Below are 15,670 nucleotides of genomic sequence, written 5' to 3' on the forward strand. Positions count from 1 at the left end.
CCAGCCTTACCGTTCGGCCACCGCAGACGTCTGCAGGGCCGCCCCGTTCAGGAAGCGGCGCAGCGACGCCGGCTTCACCGGTTTGTAGAGCACGCCGCAGCCGCAACGCTCCGCCTCGGCCCGCACCGCTTCGGAGCGGTCGGCGGTCAGCAGAAGCCCCTTGACCGGACGGCCCCACAATTCCCGCAACCGCTGCAGAACCGCAAGCCCCGTCTGCCCGCCTCCCACGTGATAATCCACGCAGACCACGTCGGGAAGCGCGCCGTCGAAGGGGGCGAGCGCCGCCAGCGCGCCGGACACGTCCGACGCCGTCGCCACCCGGCAGCCCCATTGGCCGAGCAGGGCGCGCAAGCCGGCCAGGATCGGCTCCTCATTGTCGATGCACAGCACCAGCAGCCCGGCCGACAGGGCGGTGGGGACGGAGACCGGACGGTCGACCGCGGCGGCGCGCGCCCGCTCCACCGGCACCTCCACGGTGAATCCGGTGCCGCGCCCGACCGTGGACCGCATCGTGACCGGATGGCCGAGCAGTCGGGCGATGCGGTCGACGATGGCGAGGCCCAGCCCCAGCCCCTTGTCGGTCGGGTCGCCGTTGCCGTCCTCGCCGCCCAGCCGGCGGAACTCCTGGAACACCTCGTGGTGCCTGGCCTCGGGGATGCCGGGGCCGGTGTCCCACACCTCGATGCGCAGCCGGTCCCCCAGCATGGGATCGCGGCGCCGCCGGCAGCCCAGCAGGACCCGGCCCTTCGGCGTGTAGCGGACGGAATTGGACAGGAAATTCTGCAGAACCCGGCGCAGCAGCTGCGGGTCCGACCGCACCGTGGCGCCGCAGCCGACCACCCTCAGCGTCAACCCGCGTTCCTGCGCCAGGGCGGAGAACTCCACCCCCAGCCCGCCCAGCAGCTCGTCGATGGCGAAGCTGCGCATCTGCACCCGGACATTGCCGGCATCCAGCGAGGAGATGTCGAGCAGCCCGCCCAGCAGCATCTCGGTGGAGCGCAGGGCGGCGGCGGCATTGTCGATCATGCCGCATTCGGACAGCCGCTGCTCCGCCGTCGGCAGGGGGACGCGGATGCTCTCCTCCAGCGCCGAGACGAACAGGCGGGCGGCGTTCAGCGGCTGCAGCAGATCGTGGCTGGCGGCGGCGAGGAAGCGGGTCTTGCTGGCGTTGGCCGCCTCGGCCTCCGCCTTGGCCTGCTGCAGGGCGTCGGTGCGTTCCCGCACCCGGTGCTCCAGGCTTTCGTTGGCCTCGCGCAGGGCCTCCGCCGCCCGGTAGCGCTCGGTCACGTCGGTGTAGGTGGAGACGTAGCCGCCCTCCGGCAGCGGGTTGGCGACGATCTCCAGCACCGTGCCGTCGGGCCGGCGCCGCTCGTAGCGGTAGGGCCATTCCTGGTTGGCCGTGTCGCGGTTGGTCAGCAGCGCCTTCATGTCGTGGGCGCTGTATTCGCCGCGCCGCTCGTTGAAGCGGATCAGCTCGGCGAAGGGCACGCCCACCCGCACCATGTCCGCCGGCAGGTCGAGCAGTTCCAGATAGCGGTGGTTCCAGGCGGCGATGCGGTGGTCGGCGTCGATCACGCAGATGCCCTGGCCGATGTTCTCCAGCGTCGCCTGCAGCAGCTTGCGGTTGAAGCGCAGCGCCTCCGACGCCTCGTCCAGCATCGCCATGGCGTCGCCGCGCGACAGCGAGCGTCCCTGGAGCGAGGCCGCCATCACCACCCGCGCCGACGCCGCGCCGATGGCGCCGGCGATCAGCGTCTCGGTGAAGCGGACGGCGTCGAGGTCGGCCGGGCCGGCCTCGCCCTTGCGGCCGGCGGCGTAAGCGTCGAAGGCGGCGTTGCCGCGCTCCGCCCCGACGAAGCGGATGGCGAGTGCCCGCAGGTCGGCCAGCTTGGCGAGCGCCTGCGGGGTATCGTCGTCGTCCTGGTCGGCGGTGGCGGTGGTGTAGAAGACGGCCTGCGTGCGCTCCACCGCGCTGGGGCGGGCGAGCAGAGAGCCGGCGACGAAGGCGATCACGTTGGCCAGCAGGCTCCACAGGCTGGCGTGGGAGATCGGGTCCAGCCCCTCGATCCCGAACAGCGCCTGCGGGCGCAGCCAGCCGATGCCCCAGGGGCCGACCTCGAACAGCGCGTCGGGCACCGGGACGATGCGGGCCATCGACGGCACCATCAGCGTGTAGACCCACAGCAGGAAGCCGGCACCCAGCCCCGCCAGCGCCCCCACCCGGTTGGCACGCGGCCAGTAGAGCCCGCCGAAGAAGGCCGGCCCGAACTGCGCCACCGCGACGAAGGACAGCAGGCCGATGACGGTCAGCGGGTAATCGCGGTCGACCAGCCGGTGCATCACATAGGCCAGCAGCAGGATGCCCAGCACCGACAGCCGCCGCACAAGCAGCAGCGTGCCGACCATGTCGCGCCGGCCGACGCGGGCGGCGAAGCGCGGGCGGCTGAGCAGCAGCGGCATCACCACGTCGTTGCACAGCATGGTGCTGAGCGACACCGCGGCGACGATCACCATGCCGGTCGCCGCCGACAGCCCGCCGATGAAGGACAGCAGGCTGAAGCCGCCGGCCCCCGCCGCGATCGGCAGGGTGATCATGAAGGTGTCGGGGTTGATGCCGTCACCGAAGGTGATCAGGCCGGCCACGGCGATGGGGATCATCAGCGCGCTCAAGGCCAGCAGATATGCCGGATACATCCAGGCGGCGGCGCGCAGATGGCGGGGGTTGTCGTTCTCCACCGTCATCACATGGTACATCTGCGGCAGGCAGAGGAAGGCGATCAGCGAGATCGCCGTGTTCGACCACCATGTCGGGTCGGAGAAGCTGGGCGACAGCAGCGGTTCCGCCTGCGGCCGGGAGATCAGGTCGGTGTAGCCGTCGAACATGCCCCAGACGATGAAGGCCGCCACGGCCAGGAAGACGGTCAGCTTCACCAGGCTTTCGAAGGCGATGGCCAGCATCAGGCCGCGGTGATGCTCGCTGGCGTTGATGTGGCGGACGCCGAACAGGATGGTGAAGACCGCCATCGACAGGGCGACAGCGAAGGCGGTGTCGCCCCAGATCGGCGGCGGCAGGGCTGCCGGGGCCGCCAGCGAGGGGGCCGTCAGCACGTCGAAGCTCGCCGCCACCGCCTTCAACTGGAGCGCGATGTAGGGCAGCACGCCCACCAGCGCCGTCAGCGTCACCAGCGCCGCCACCGCCTGGCTCTTGCCATAGCGCGCGCCGATGAAGTCGGCGATGGAGGTGACGTTCTGCGCCTTGGTGATGGCGATGATCTTGGTCAGCACCGGCCGCGCCGCCAGCAGCAGGAACATCGGCGCCAGATAGATCGGCAGGAAATCGAAGCCGCTGGCCGATGCCCGCCCGACCGACCCGTAGAAGCTCCAGCTGGTGTTGTAGATGCAGAGCGTCAGCGCATAGAGGATGCCGGCCGCGCGCGGCGAGGACAGCACCAGCGTTCCGCCCGCGGTGCGCCGGTCGCCCCACCAGGCGATGGCGAACAGCACGCCCAGATAGGCCGCCGACACGGCCAGGACCAGCCAACTCTGCACGACCGACGGACCTCTCGGGAGGGGAGGAAAGGGGGAGGGAACGGGGAATGATGAAGCCGGTCGACCCTATCCCAATCGCCCCGCCGGCAACAATGACCGGCGCTCCGCGGCTGGAACAATCGGGGGTCTCCATAGGTTTACTGCGACGCCGCCGCTGGGAAAGCGTCGCGAAACGCCCAATCTGTGGCAAGATGGCTTATCGTGAAGGAGCCCGGCCCGTGGTGCCGGCCCCGGTGCGTGGCCTGAAACGGAAGACGGACACCCAACAGAATGCTGATAGACGCCTATTTGGGGTTCCGGGTCGGGGACGTGGTCCTGGATCGCGCGGAGCTTGCCGCCGGTACCGCCACCATCAAGGAGATCCACGTCGTCCCGTGCGACTGGGCGCATGGCCTGACCGGCATCGCCGTCATGGAGAACGGCGCCGAGCGCTTCATCGTCCAGCTGAAGAAGGTGCGCCCGACCGAAGAGGTCGAGACCGAGAGCAACGTCCGGCCCCTGCGCCACCGCGCGCGTTGAGCGGAAACGTCATTCGCTGAGAACGGCAAGGCCCGCCGCCCCGGATCGGAGCGGCGGGCCTTCGTTCTTGCGGTGACCGTTCTTGCGGTGACGTCCGCGCCGGCCGGCGAGCCGGGGCGGCGTCAGTGGCGAAGCTGGACGCGCCCGCCGCCCATGCGCGCGTCGTCGACGCGGGCGATGGCGGGCAGGCCGCGCAGGAAGGCGGCGCCGGTGTCGGTCGCCTCGAACAGGACATGGCCCTGGCGGTCCTGGCCGCGGAAACGGGCCTCGGTCGCCATGCCGGCATTGCGGACGGCGGCCGACAGCTCGGACACGGCCTTCCAGATGCGGGCACGGTGTTCGGCGGCGCTGGAACAGCCGGCGGAATCCGCGACGGCCAGCGTTACGGTAAAGGAATGAAGCTCGATCGCCATGGTGGCACCACGGAACAGGAATTGCGGGAGTGAAAGTACCCGGATCGTTCCGGCCATCGGCCGGATACGGCGCCGGCCCTTGGGATCGAGAAACTCAGTCGTAGCGGGGAAGCTTCGACAGGACGATGTCGCTGATGAGGCCGCGGAGCTGGCTGACCGGAAGCTGTTCGACCGGTATGCTGACGGCGCGGGCGTAGGTCTCGCAAACGTGCCAGGCATGGTCGGGTTCGACCAGGATGTGCCGGGCGAGATCATATTCATCGGCGTTCGCCCGACCGGGGAGCGCCTTTTCACAGGCCAGAGCGGTTTGCACCATGTCGCTGGCCAGACTGTGCAGATTCATGGATGGCACCTTCCCATGTTCGGGAATTGGTTGGGAACACGAACAGATTATACCTTCGGACCAGTTCCCACAACGGTGCCTATGACGTTCGGCTGTGACAATTGAACGGTTGCGTCACAGCGGGCGCGTCGGCAAAGCTGACGGTGGCCGGCCTCTAACCTGTATCAACATAGGTTGAGGCGGTTTATTCCGCCCGTGACCGTTTCGCGGGTCAGACGCGGCAAATTCCGGCGAACTCCTGCGACAATCCCCTCTTGCGCCGGACGCGGTTTTGCCCATCGGGGCGGGGAGGCCGAGGGGGCTCCCGACCCCGCAGGGGCAGGATCGGGAGCCGGTTCGACCCGGCCCTCAGGCGTCCAGCACGGTCCGGCTGTTCTTCACCACCAGGGCCTGGAAATAGGGCTGCAGCTTGGCGTCGTCGAAGCCGAAGGCCTGCTGGAAGCGGACGATCAGGTCGCGTTCGCCCTGCTCCGCCTCGCCGTCGGCCATGGCGCTGTCGATCATGTTCAGCAGGATGCACAGGCGCTGCTGCTCGTTCAGCTTCGGCGCGACCTCGCCCAGGAACGTGTCGGGCGGGGTGCTGCGCGCGAACTTGAAGCAGCGGTCCAGTTCCTCGCGCGTGGAGTTGCGGCCGAGGACGGAGACCAGATGGCCCACCTCCTCCGGATCGATCTCGCCGTCCGACGCCATGCAGTAGATCAGCGAGACGACGAGCGCCCGGCGCGGGTTCATCTCCAGCGGAGCGTTGCCCTTGAACATATCGAACAGACCCATGTTCCTACCTCCCCAATGGTCAAGTCGCCCGCGCATTTGGGCCCGTGGGGTACCCCGTGCAAGATGGGGGGAGGGGCGATTTTTTGCGGATGCTGTGCTCTGCCGTCCCGGCGCCCGCCATAGGGAAAAACCCTGAGACGGGCCGCCGTCGAATAGCGCGCCGGCCCGGCGGGTTTCGTGATAGTTTGGACTTGAAGCTTTGGGTTGGCCGTGACGATCGGGCTGCATCGCGCGGCGTGTCGGGGGAATTCCGGGAGGATCTGTGGGACGCTTCGTCCGGGGCGCTCTGGTTGTGGTGGTCGTCCTGGCCGCATTGGCCGGCAACGCGGCGCACAGAATCTATTACGACTACCAGGACACTCAGCAGCACCGCTTCGCCATGGTCCGCGACATGGCCCGGCTGGTGGACGACCATGTCCACCGGACGGTGCGCGCGGCCGACATCGCGCTCGACCAGACGGCCGCGATGGTGGCGGAGGCCGGCGGGCCGCAGAGGATGCGCGACCTGAAGCATTGGACCCGCCTGCGCGAATACGCCGCCCATGTCGAGGGCGCGGACGCGATCTGGATCTTCGACGCCGACGGGCGGGCCATCCTGGAATCAGCCAGCTTTCCCAACCGCATCGCCGGCTTCGCCGATCCGGCCGGGCTGGAGGCCATGCGGAACGGCATGCGCCTGCATATCGGCGCCGGGCAGCCGGGCCGCACCGGCAGCCAGCCGATGGTCTTTCCGGTGTCCCGTCCCCTGCATGACGACCAGGGGCGCTTCGTCGGCGTGGCGTCCGCGTCGATCCGGGTCGATACCCTCACCGACTTCTACAACATGCTGGGGTTCGAGTTCGACCCGCTGATCGGCGTCTACCGTCCGAACGGGGAGGTCGTCGCCCGCCGCCCGGCGACCGAGGCTTCGGCGGGTCGGTCGGTGGCCGGCGGGCTGCTGTTCCAGACCCAGCTGCGCGAGGCGCCGGACGGGCATTATCTGTCGCCGTCGATGCTGGACGGGGTGCTGCGCATCGCCGCCTACCGCACGATGCGCGATTACGGTCTGGTGGTGGTGACCGGCATCGACCGGACCGAGGCGATGGCGGAATGGCGCACCCGCACCCTCTACACGGTGGTGGAGACCGCCGTCGGGCTGCTGGCGATCCTGGCGGCGCTGGCCTGGGGCCTGCGTTACCTGGACCGCGAGCGCAAGGCGCAGGTGGCGCTGGCCGAAGCGCGCAACGCGGTGGAGCGGACCAGCGCCGAGCGCGACGAGAGCGCCCGGCTGGCCGCGGCGCTCGACCATGCCCGCGACATGGCGGAGACCGCGCGGCAGGCCGCCGAGGCCGCCAACCGCGCCAAGGGCGAATTCCTGGCCGGGCTGAGCCACGAGCTGCGCACCCCGCTGAACGCGGTGATCGGCTTCGCCGACCTGATGGCGCGCGAGGCGGAAGGGCCGGTCGGCAACCCGGTCTACCGGCAATATGCCGCCAATGTCCGCGATTCCGGCCAGCATGTGCTGGAACTGATCAACGAGATCCTCGACCAGGCGCGGGCGGAGGCCGGCGCGCTTTCGATCGAAGAGGGGCGCTGCGATCTGGAGGCGGCGGCCGACTTCGCCCTCCGCATGCTGATCCCGCGGGCGGAGCGGGCCGGCGTGCGGCTGTCGGCGGCGGTGGCGCCCGAGCTGCGGCATCTGCGCGGCGACGACCGGCGCATCCGCCAGATCCTGCTGAACCTGATCGCCAACGGGGTGAAATACACGCCGTCGGGCGGCTCCGTGACCGTGACGGCCGCGGTCGAAGAGGGTGTTCCGGTGATCCGCGTCACCGACACCGGCCTCGGCATCCCCGCCGAGGATGTCGATCGTGTGCTGGAGCCCTTCGCCCGCGTGCACAGCGCCGCCAACCGCGGCATCGAGGGCGCCGGACTGGGGCTGCCGCTGACCAAGCGGCTGGTGGAGCTGCATGGCGGCGCCCTGGCGCTGCACAGCAGGCTGGGCGTCGGGACCACGGTGACGGTGCGCCTGCCTGCCGGCCGCCTGCTGCCGCCGGAAGCCCGGCCGGCGCCTGCTCCGGCCCCTGCCCCCGCCCCGGGGCCGGCCCCGTCACCGGAGCCGGCCCCGGCGGTGCAGCCGCTGTCGGTCCTGCTGGTGGACGACGATGCGACCGTGCGCGACATGGTGGCCGGGCTGCTGCGCGGCTGGGGGCACCGCGTGATCGCGGCGTCCAATGCCAACGAGGCGCTGGTGATCCTGGACGGGCCGGAGCCGCTGGACCTGATGCTGAGCGACGTGGTCATGCCGCCGGGCATGGACGGTACGGAGCTGGCGCGGCAGGCCGCCCGCATGCGGCCCGGCCTGCCGGTGCTGCTGGCCTCCGGCTTCGCCGCGCATGCCGTCGGCAACCCCGCCGCCTTCGGACCCGAGGTGGCGATGATCGCCAAGCCCTTCTCCATCGACGAACTGCGCCTGCAACTGGCCCGCATCACCGGCGCGCGCGTGGCGGCGGCGGTGCCATCCTCCGCCCCGGCGTCCCCACTGGTTTCCGTGCCGGCTCCCGCCCCGCCCCGGCCGGCCGGACCGCCGCGCCTGCTGATCGCCGAGGATCTGTCGATCAACCGCGAGCTGCTGGCCGCCCTGTTCCGTGACAGCGGCTATCGGATCGATATGGTCGCCGACGGTGCCGCGGCGGTGGAGGCGGTGCAGGCCGGCGACCATGATCTCGTGCTGATGGACGTGCAGATGCCGGTCATGGACGGGCTGGAGGCCAGCCGGGCCATCCGCGCGATGCCGCCGCCCCGCGGCGACCTGCCGATCCTGGCGCTGACCGCCGGCTCCTCCGAAGAGGAACGGCGCCAGTGCCGCGAGGCCGGCATGAACGGGCATATCGGCAAGCCCTATGACCGCGAGGTCCTGCTGCGTCAGATCGCCCGCATCCTCGACTCCGGCCGCAGCCGGACGGGCGTTGCGTGAAACGTCGCGAATTTTCCGGGGTGAATTTTGGGGGTGAATCCCGCAGGGGGAGGTGACTGCCGGCAGCCGTCAGGGCTGTTCGAAGACCTGCGGGAAATGGGCGAGGCGGCGGCCGAACAGGCTTTGCGGCGCGGCCTCTCCCGACGTCTTGGTCTGGACCTGGGTCATCGCGGCCGGCATCCCTGCGGGCAAGTCCGGGGTGACAGGCAGGGCGCGCGCGGAGGTCGGGCGGGGCCGGCGTTCCGACTTGTCGGGCGGGGCGTAGAAATGAAGGGTCAGCTGACCGTCGGCTTCCGCCGCATAGGGCAAGCCGGGAGCCGTCCGGCGTTCGGTGCCGGGAAGCACATACTGCTCGCCTTGGTCGGTGCGTTCGATATGCGGCATGACCGGTATCCTGTCTCCACCGCACCGATCCTGCCGTTCCGGCCCTTCCGGGTCAAGGCTGCGCTGCTGAACGAAGGGTTTATCCGTTCGCGTCGCGTTCCTGCCCCGGATTTCCCGCCCCGCCGGGCGGCCGGCGGCCCGATCAGGGGGCCAGCAGGCCGGCAACCAGCAGGTAGGACAGGGCGGCGACGATGCCGGCGGCGGGAATCGTCAGCACCCAGGCCCAGACGATTCGGCCGGCCAGACCCCAGCGCACCGCCGAGGTGCGGCGGGCGGAGCCGACGCCGACGATGGCGCCCGTGATGGTGTGGGTGGTCGACACCGGGATGCCCATCCATGTCGCGCCGAACAGCGTGATGGCGCCCGCGGTCTCGGCGCAGAAACCCTGATAGGGCTTCAGGTCGGTGATGCGCGAGCCCATGGTGCGGACGATGCGCCAGCCGCCCATCATCGTGCCCAGCCCCATCGCCGCCTGACAGGTGATGATGACCCAGAAGGGCACGTGGAAGGTGTCGCCCAGCATGCCCTGGCTGAACAGCAGGACGGCGATGATGCCCATCGTCTTCTGCGCGTCGTTGCCGCCGTGGCCCAGGCTGTAGAGCGCGGCCGAGACGAGCTGGAGATGGCGGAACTGCCGGTCGACCGCGAAGGGCGCGGCGCGGCGCAGGACCCAGGACACCACCAGCATCAGCGCCAGCGCCAGCAGCAGGCCGATGCCCGGCGACGCCACGATGGCGACCGCCGTCTTGATGAAGCCGCTGGCGACGATGGCGTCGATCCCGGCCTTGGCGATGCCGGCGCCGGCGATGCCGCCCACCAGCGCGTGGGACGAGGAGGACGGCAGCCCGAGATACCAGGTGATGAGGTTCCAGCCGATGGCGCCGATCAGCGCCGCCAGGATCACCGCCGGGTCCATCACCAGCGGGTCGACCAGACCGGTGCCGATGGTGGTGGCGACATGCAGGCCGAAGAACAGGAAGGCGATGAAGTTGAAGAAGGCCGCCCACAGGACGGCCACCTTGGGCGACAGCACGCGGGTGGACACCACCGTGGCGATGGAGTTCGCCGCGTCGTGCAGGCCGTTGATGAAGTCGAAGGCGAGCGCCACCAAGACGATGAAGATGATCGCCGGCAGACCGATCTGAAGGGCCTCCATTGCCGCCGCCTCAGACCTGATCGAGCATGATGCCCGCGACCAGGTCGCCGACGTCGTCGCAGCGGTCGGTCACCGCCTCCAGCATCTCGTACAGCTCGCGCCGGCCGAGGAAGGTGATCATGTCCGGCTTTTCCGCGATCAGCGTCTGCAGGGCGCCGCGCAGCACATCGTCGGCCTCGTCCTCCAGGTCGGACAGGCGGCCGCAGAGCTGGTCGATCCGCTCGGCGTTGCGGGCGATGGCGCCCAGCAGCGGCATCAGTTCCACCAGAACGTCGGCCTGCTGGCGGATCAGGGAGACGAAGCGGCGCATCGGCTCGTCGAACGACTCGATGCCGTAGAGGCCGGCATGGCGAGGCACCTCGTCCATCAGGTCGATGGCGTCGTCCAGCGCGTTGATCAGCGACAGGATGTCCGACCGGTCGAAGGGGGTGATGAAGGCGCGGTGCAGGCCGCGCCCGGCATCCTTGGCGATGCGGTCGGCGTCCTTTTCCACCCGCTTCAGCGCCGCGATCTTCTGCGCCCGCTCCTCCGGCCCTGCGTCCATGACCGCCTCCAGGGCGGCGGCTGCGGCCACGATGTGGCGGGCCTGGTCGACGAACTGGTCGACGAAGCGTTCCTCCTTCGGCATCAGCGAACGGAATGCGCGCAGCAGCATGGGGCAATGACTCGCGGTGACTGGGGTGATTCGGCGCTGCTCTTAGCATGCTTCGCCGCGCGGTGCAGCGGCGGCGTGTCATGTAACGGTCATGTAACAGTCATCTGGTAGCAAAATCGCCACAGGTTGCGGCCTTTGCGCACTTTCCATCCGGTGAATGGCGTGAACCGGGCCGGCGGCGCCAGATGGGCAGGGGCCATGGAAAGGGGCATACCGCCTTCCCAAATGAGCGCAAGACCCCTTCAAGACCGCAGGTTCTCCCGCATGACGTGTCAATCCAGCCCCATCCGCCGCCTTGCCGCGCCGGCCCTGGCGGTTCTGCTGCTCTCCGCCGCTCCGCTGCGGGCGCAGACCGAGGCGCCGGCGCCGCCACCAGCGTCGGAGGATCCCGCCGGCCGCTGCAGCCCGACCGTCTCGGCCGTGCTCACCACCTGGGACGCCGGGCTGGCGTCGGCGGAACGGTTCGGAGAGAAGGCGGTGACACTGGCGCGTGAGAAGGGGCGGGAGTATCTGCTGCCGCTGCTGGGCATCGACCCGAAGACGGTGCAGCCCGAAGCCCAGGACGGCGGGACGGCCGACGATGTCGGCCGGGCGTTGGAGGAAAGCCGCGACGACCCCAAGCGGCGCGCCGAACTGTGCGCCGCCATCACCCGCGCCGCCGACGAGGCCAAGGCCTCCGCCAGTGCCGGCCTCGACGCGCTGAAACGCGCGCTCGACGGCTGGCAGCTGGCGCCGGGGCCGGCCAATCCACCGGCGGAGCCGGCGCCGGTGCAGCCGTCGAGGCCGGATGGGCTGACCCGCATCTGAGGGGGTGGGGAGGGGCGCAAGCCTATTTCCACCGACCTTCGGTCGGCAGCCCCCTCCTCCCAAAGCCCTTACAGCCAGTCGGGAACGCGCTCGGCGGCCAGCATCTCCTCCACCGTCGGGCGGGGGCGGATGACGGAGAAGCGGTCGCCGTTGACCAGAACCTCCGGCACCAGCGGCCGGGTGTTGTAGGTCGAAGCCATCACCGCGCCATAGGCGCCGGCCGACAGGAAGGCGACGAGGTCGTCGTCGGCCAGCGGCGGCAGCGGGCGTTGAACGGCGAAGGTGTCGCCGCTCTCGCAGACCGGGCCGACCACGTCATAGGGCTCCGCCGCGACGCCCTCGGCCGGCTCCGCCACCGGGACGATGCCGTGATAGGCGTCGTACAGCGACGGGCGGATCAGGTCGTTCATCGCCGCGTCGACGATGGCGAAGCGGCGGTGCAGCCCCTGCTTCACATAGATGACGCGGCTGACCAGGATGCCGGCATTGCCGACCAGCGAGCGGCCCGGCTCCAGCGTGATGCGGCAGCCGAGATTGCCGGTGATGGAGCGCACCATCGCGGCGTAATCGGCCAGATCGGGCGGCGCCTCGTTCTTGTAGGTGATGCCGAGCCCGCCGCCGAGATCCAGGCGCTGGATGTCGTGCCCGTCCTCGCGCAGCTGGTGCAGCAGCGCCGCGACCCGCTCGTAGGCCGCCCGGAAGGGGGCGAGGTCGGTCAGCTGCGAGCCGATATGGACGGCGATGGCGACCGGCTTGATGCCCGGCAGGGACGCGGCGCGGCGGTAGATCTCGCGCGCGTGGTCGTAGTCGATGCCGAACTTGTTCTCTTTCTTGCCGGTGGCGATCTTGGCGTGGGTCTTGGCGTCGACGTCCGGGTTGACGCGGAAGGCGATCGGAGCCTCCACGCCCATGGACGAGGCGACCTCGCTCAGGGCCTCCAGCTCCGGCACCGACTCCACGTTGATCTGGTGGATGCCGGCCTCCAGCGCCGCCCGCAGGTCGTCGCGGGTCTTGCCGACGCCGGAGAAGACGATCCGCCCGGCCGGGATGCCGCCGGCCAGCGCGCGCTTCATCTCGCCAACCGACACCACGTCGCCGCCGGCCCCGAGCCGGGACAGCGTGCGGATGACGGCGAGGTTGGAGTTGGCCTTCAGCGCATAGCAGACGCCGGCCTCCTGGCCGGCGAAGGCGCCGGCATAGGCGTTGTAATGCGATTCCAGCGCCGCGGTGGAATAGAGGTAGAAGGGCGTCCCCACCTCGCGCGCCACATCCTCCAGCGACACGGATTCGGCATGCAGAACGCCGTTGCGGTAGGCGAAGACGCTCATCGGCGAGCCGCCTGGAGAACTGTAGGCGGAGGAACCAGTGCGGGCGGCGTTCATGGGAACTGGACTCCGGAACCGGCCGGCTTACCGGGCTTCGGGTCCAGCGAGGGGTTGGGATAGCTGCGCGGGAAGGGATCGGCCTGACCTTCCGGGCGCGGGCTGTCGACGATGCTGGGCTTCTTGCCGCAGCCGGCGAGCGCCAGAACGCCGGCCAGGGCGAGGACGGTCAAGGTGACGGTACGGCTCACAGGAAACGCTCCCGGGCGGCCTTCACCGCCTCCTGCACGCGGACGGGCGCCGGTCCGCCGAAGCTGGTGCGGCTGTTCAGCGACGCCTCGATGCTCAGCGCCGGATAGACGGCTTCGGTGATGCGCGGCTCGATGGCCTGGAGTTCGGCCAGCGTCAGGTCGGTCAGGCCGACGCGCCGGTCCTCCGCCGCCTTCACGGCGCGGCCGGTGACGTGGTGCGCCTCGCGGAAGGGCATGTCCAGTTCACGCACCAGCCAGTCGGCGAGGTCGGTGGCGTTCAGGAAGCCGCGGTCGGCCGCCTCGCGCATCGCCGGGACGTTGGGCTGCATGTCGCGCACCATGCCTTCCATGGCGGCGATGCACAGCGCCAGCGTGTCGTCGGCCTCGAAAACCGGCTCCTTGTCCTCCTGCATGTCCTTGGAATAGGCCAGCGGCAGGCCCTTCATGGCGATCAGCAGGCTGTTCAGGCTGCCGATGACACGGCCGGCCTTGGCGCGCACCAGCTCCGCCGCATCCGGGTTCTTCTTCTGCGGCATGATGGAGGAGCCGGTGGTGAAGGCGTCCGACAGCCGGATGAAGCGGAACTGGGCGGAGCACCAGATCACGATCTCCTCGGCGAAGCGCGACAGGTGCATGGCGCAGATCGACGCCGCCGACAGGTACTCCAGCGCGAAGTCGCGGTCGGACACCGCGTCCAGCGAATTGGCGGTCGGCCGGTTGAAGCCCAGCGCCTCCGCCGTCATGAAGCGGTCGATGGGATAGGGGGTGCCGGCCAGCGCGGCGGAACCGAGCGGGCATTCGTTCAGCCGGCAGCGGGCGTCGCGGAAGCGGCCGCGGTCGCGCCCGAACATCTCGACATAGGCCAGCAGGTGATGGGCGAAGCTGATGGGCTGCGCCGCCTGCAGGTGGGTGAAGCCGGGCATCACCGTTTCGCTGTGCTGCTCCGCCAGGTCGATCAGGGCGGCCTGCAGGGCGGTCAGCCCGGCGACGGTCCGGTCGATGGCGTCGCGCACCCACAGCTTGAAGTCGGTCGCCACCTGGTCGTTGCGCGAACGGCCGGTGTGCAGCCGCTTGGCCGGTTCGCCGATCAGTTCGGCCAGCCGGGCCTCCACATTCATGTGGATGTCCTCAAGCTCCACCTTGAAGGTGAAGCTGCCGGCGTCAATCTCTGCCTTTACGCGGTCGAGCCCGTCGATGATGGCGTCGGCGTCGGCCTGGGATATGATGCCCTGCTTGGCCAGCATCGCGGCATGGGCCTTCGACCCGGCGATGTCCTGGTCGGCGAGCCGCTTGTCGAAGCCGATGGAGGCGTTGATCTTCTCCATGATGGCGGCGGGACCGCGCGCGAAACGCCCGCCCCACATCTGGCTGGCGGCGGGGGCGGCGGCGGCGGAATTCGGCGGGGTCTGATCGGCGCTCATGGGGACGGTTTTCGCGGCATTCGTGTGAAGGGAGCGAGGAAGCGTGAGTATGCGGACTTTGGCGGCTGTCGCAACGGTTTGTGTGTGCATGGCCGGGGCCGGCCTGTGGTGGAGCGCCGGCGCGGCGCCCACTCCACCGGAGGTGCTGCGGCTGGGCGCGCCGGACGCGCCGGCCGGAACCGCATCCGGCGCCACGCCCGTCGCCGCCACCGGCGTCGAGAAGCTGGAGAAGTTCAAGGGGGCGGAGCCCAAGCCGATGGCGCCGCTGTCCTTCATCGACGCCGAGGGGCGGCGGGTCGATCTGGCCGACTTCAAGGACCGGGTGATCCTGCTGAACCTGTGGGCGACCTGGTGCGGGCCTTGCGTGAAGGAGATGCCGTCGCTCGACCGGCTGCAGGCCCAGTTGGGCGGCGAGGCCTTCGAGGTGGTGGCGCTGTCGCTGGACCGCGGCGGACGGGCGGCGGTGGAGCCCTTCTACAGGAAGACGGGGGTGGAGCATCTGAGGGTGTTCCTCGATCCCGCCTCGGAGTCGATGAAGGCGCTGTCCCTGCGCGGCCTGCCCACCACCATCCTGATCGATCCGGAGGGCCGCGAGCTTGGCCGCGTCGAGGGGGCGGTGGAATGGGATGCGCCGGAGGTGGTCGCCTTCCTGCGCCAGCATCTCGGCCATGGAGGGGGGCGCGGCGGCGGGCCGGCGCGCGACCGCGGCGGGATGATGAAGACCGGCGGCTGACGGTTCCGGCGCCATGGGGTAGAGTGCGGCGGCACCCTTTCGCCTTTCCCGGGCCTCCCCCATGACGCATTCCCGATGACGCATTCCGCCGCTGCCGCTGCCGGTCCCAGGCGTTACACCATCGGTCCCGGCATCGTGATGATGCGCCAGGGCGAGCGTGCCGACCGGGCGTGGCTGATCGAATCCGGCGAGCTGGAGGTGCTGCTGACCGCGCCGGACGGCGGCACCCGGCGTCTGGGGGGGGTCGGCAAGGGGGCAGTGGTCGGCGAGATGGCCCTGATCGACGATGGGGAGCGCAGCGCCACCGTGCGCTCGCTGACCTGATCCAGTCCGGCCGCGTTGCGCTCCGCCCCGGCCACGGCACGCTGGGCGGGGACATCGCGACCT

At 70.1% G+C, this 15,670-nt stretch carries 15 protein-coding genes; 5 read left to right on the top strand and 10 right to left on the bottom strand.

Translation table 11 applies throughout. The features are described 5' to 3' along the window. Window positions 1-6: 6 nt before the first annotated feature. On the bottom strand, window positions 7-3,549 hold the full coding sequence (locus DM194_RS24185) for a hybrid sensor histidine kinase/response regulator (protein WP_111070102.1): 3,543 nt from the start codon (window positions 3,547-3,549) through the stop codon (window positions 7-9). Window positions 3,550-3,858: 309 nt separating this feature from the next. Here DM194_RS24185 and DM194_RS24190 point away from each other — a divergent pair, with 309 nt between their 5' ends. After that, a complete protein-coding gene (locus tag DM194_RS24190; protein WP_236784050.1) occupies window positions 3,859-4,068 on the top strand; it encodes a hypothetical protein in 210 nt (69 codons plus the stop codon). A 122-nt stretch (window positions 4,069-4,190) separates the two neighbouring features. Here the strand turns inward: DM194_RS24190 and DM194_RS24195 are convergent, their stop codons facing one another. From DM194_RS24195 to DM194_RS24205, 3 genes are all read right to left on the bottom strand, one after another. Continuing rightward, the gene (locus tag DM194_RS24195; protein WP_111070107.1) at window positions 4,191-4,481 is read right to left on the bottom strand and encodes a hypothetical protein; all 291 of its coding nucleotides are present in this window, start codon (window positions 4,479-4,481) and stop codon (window positions 4,191-4,193) included. Window positions 4,482-4,575: 94 nt separating this feature from the next. Beyond that, the gene (locus tag DM194_RS24200; RefSeq protein WP_111070110.1) at window positions 4,576-4,824 is read right to left on the bottom strand and encodes a hypothetical protein; all 249 of its coding nucleotides are present in this window, start codon (window positions 4,822-4,824) and stop codon (window positions 4,576-4,578) included. A 348-nt stretch (window positions 4,825-5,172) separates the two neighbouring features. After that, window positions 5,173-5,598: a tellurite resistance TerB family protein gene (locus DM194_RS24205; protein WP_176581499.1), complete on the bottom strand. Its 426-nt coding sequence runs from the start codon at window positions 5,596-5,598 to the stop codon at window positions 5,173-5,175. Window positions 5,599-5,860: 262 nt separating this feature from the next. Here DM194_RS24205 and DM194_RS24210 point away from each other — a divergent pair, with 262 nt between their 5' ends. Continuing rightward, on the top strand, window positions 5,861-8,554 hold the full coding sequence (locus DM194_RS24210; protein WP_111070112.1) for a response regulator: 2,694 nt from the start codon (window positions 5,861-5,863) through the stop codon (window positions 8,552-8,554). A gap of 69 nt (window positions 8,555-8,623) precedes the next feature. Here DM194_RS24210 and DM194_RS24215 read toward each other — a convergent pair whose 3' ends face one another. The 3 genes from DM194_RS24215 to DM194_RS24225 all read right to left on the bottom strand — a co-directional run bounded on the left by DM194_RS24215 (window position 8,624) and on the right by DM194_RS24225 (window position 10,749). Further along, window positions 8,624-8,938, bottom strand: a complete 315-nt coding sequence (locus tag DM194_RS24215) for a hypothetical protein (protein ID WP_111070115.1) — start codon at window positions 8,936-8,938, stop codon at window positions 8,624-8,626. Window positions 8,939-9,080: 142 nt separating this feature from the next. Further along, complete coding sequence (locus tag DM194_RS24220; RefSeq protein ID WP_111070117.1) at window positions 9,081-10,094, bottom strand: inorganic phosphate transporter; 1,014 nt, start codon at window positions 10,092-10,094, stop codon at window positions 9,081-9,083. A 10-nt stretch (window positions 10,095-10,104) separates the two neighbouring features. Continuing rightward, the gene (locus DM194_RS24225) at window positions 10,105-10,749 is read right to left on the bottom strand and encodes a DUF47 domain-containing protein (protein ID WP_111070118.1); all 645 of its coding nucleotides are present in this window, start codon (window positions 10,747-10,749) and stop codon (window positions 10,105-10,107) included. Window positions 10,750-11,013: 264 nt separating this feature from the next. Here DM194_RS24225 and DM194_RS24230 point away from each other — a divergent pair, with 264 nt between their 5' ends. After that, window positions 11,014-11,556 carry a hypothetical protein gene (locus tag DM194_RS24230; protein ID WP_111070120.1) on the top strand — a complete coding sequence of 181 codons (543 nt, stop codon included), beginning with the start codon at window positions 11,014-11,016 and terminating at the stop codon, window positions 11,554-11,556. A gap of 68 nt (window positions 11,557-11,624) precedes the next feature. Here DM194_RS24230 and lysA read toward each other — a convergent pair whose 3' ends face one another. Genes lysA through argH form a run of 3 tightly spaced genes read right to left on the bottom strand, consistent with a single transcriptional unit; the run spans window position 11,625 to window position 14,550 of the window. Then, entirely contained in the window at window positions 11,625-12,884 is a 1,260-nt protein-coding gene (gene lysA / locus DM194_RS24235; protein ID WP_111070122.1) for a diaminopimelate decarboxylase, read from the bottom strand. A 50-nt stretch (window positions 12,885-12,934) separates the two neighbouring features. Continuing rightward, the gene (locus DM194_RS24240; protein ID WP_111070124.1) at window positions 12,935-13,129 is read right to left on the bottom strand and encodes a hypothetical protein; all 195 of its coding nucleotides are present in this window, start codon (window positions 13,127-13,129) and stop codon (window positions 12,935-12,937) included. Continuing rightward, window positions 13,126-14,550 (bottom strand): argininosuccinate lyase, encoded by a 1,425-nt coding sequence (gene argH / locus DM194_RS24245; RefSeq protein WP_111070126.1) that lies wholly within the window; start codon window positions 14,548-14,550, stop codon window positions 13,126-13,128. Before argH ends, DM194_RS24240 begins: the two co-directional genes overlap by 4 nt. 88 nt (window positions 14,551-14,638) lie before the next feature. On the opposite strand from argH, the gene DM194_RS24250 reads away from it, so the two are divergent. Together DM194_RS24250 and DM194_RS28845 are read left to right on the top strand one after the other, a co-directional pair. After that, window positions 14,639-15,283, top strand: coding sequence for a TlpA family protein disulfide reductase (locus DM194_RS24250; RefSeq protein ID WP_246024571.1), 645 nt, complete (start codon window positions 14,639-14,641; stop codon window positions 15,281-15,283). A gap of 75 nt (window positions 15,284-15,358) precedes the next feature. After that, on the top strand, window positions 15,359-15,607 hold the full coding sequence (locus DM194_RS28845) for a cyclic nucleotide-binding domain-containing protein (protein WP_246024572.1): 249 nt from the start codon (window positions 15,359-15,361) through the stop codon (window positions 15,605-15,607). The last annotated feature ends 63 nt before the right edge of the window (window positions 15,608-15,670 follow it).

Origin of the sequence: Azospirillum ramasamyi (assembly GCF_003233655.1) — a bacterium.
Classification (GTDB): Bacteria; Pseudomonadota; Alphaproteobacteria; order Azospirillales; family Azospirillaceae; genus Azospirillum; species Azospirillum ramasamyi.

What these genes read in the sequence shown, in the direction of transcription:
- DM194_RS24195 (WP_111070107.1), bottom strand. Translation starts at nt 4,481, where the DNA reads ATGGCGATCGAGCTTCATTCCTTTACCGTAACGCTGGCCGTCGCGGAT.
- DM194_RS24200 (WP_111070110.1), bottom strand. Translation starts at nt 4,824, where the DNA reads ATGAATCTGCACAGTCTGGCCAGCGACATGGTGCAAACCGCTCTGGCC.
- DM194_RS24205 (WP_176581499.1), bottom strand. Translation starts at nt 5,598, where the DNA reads ATGGGTCTGTTCGATATGTTCAAGGGCAACGCTCCGCTGGAGATGAAC.
- DM194_RS24215 (WP_111070115.1), bottom strand. Translation starts at nt 8,938, where the DNA reads ATGCCGCATATCGAACGCACCGACCAAGGCGAGCAGTATGTGCTTCCC.
- DM194_RS24220 (WP_111070117.1), bottom strand. Translation starts at nt 10,094, where the DNA reads ATGGAGGCCCTTCAGATCGGTCTGCCGGCGATCATCTTCATCGTCTTG.
- DM194_RS24225 (WP_111070118.1), bottom strand. Translation starts at nt 10,749, where the DNA reads ATGCTGCTGCGCGCATTCCGTTCGCTGATGCCGAAGGAGGAACGCTTC.
- DM194_RS24230 (WP_111070120.1), top strand. Translation starts at nt 11,014, where the DNA reads ATGACGTGTCAATCCAGCCCCATCCGCCGCCTTGCCGCGCCGGCCCTG.
- lysA (WP_111070122.1), bottom strand. Translation starts at nt 12,884, where the DNA reads ATGAGCGTCTTCGCCTACCGCAACGGCGTTCTGCATGCCGAATCCGTG.
- argH (WP_111070126.1), bottom strand. Translation starts at nt 14,550, where the DNA reads ATGAGCGCCGATCAGACCCCGCCGAATTCCGCCGCCGCCGCCCCCGCC.
- DM194_RS24250 (WP_246024571.1), top strand. Translation starts at nt 14,639, where the DNA reads ATGGCCGGGGCCGGCCTGTGGTGGAGCGCCGGCGCGGCGCCCACTCCA.
- DM194_RS28845 (WP_246024572.1), top strand. Translation starts at nt 15,359, where the DNA reads ATGACGCATTCCGCCGCTGCCGCTGCCGGTCCCAGGCGTTACACCATC.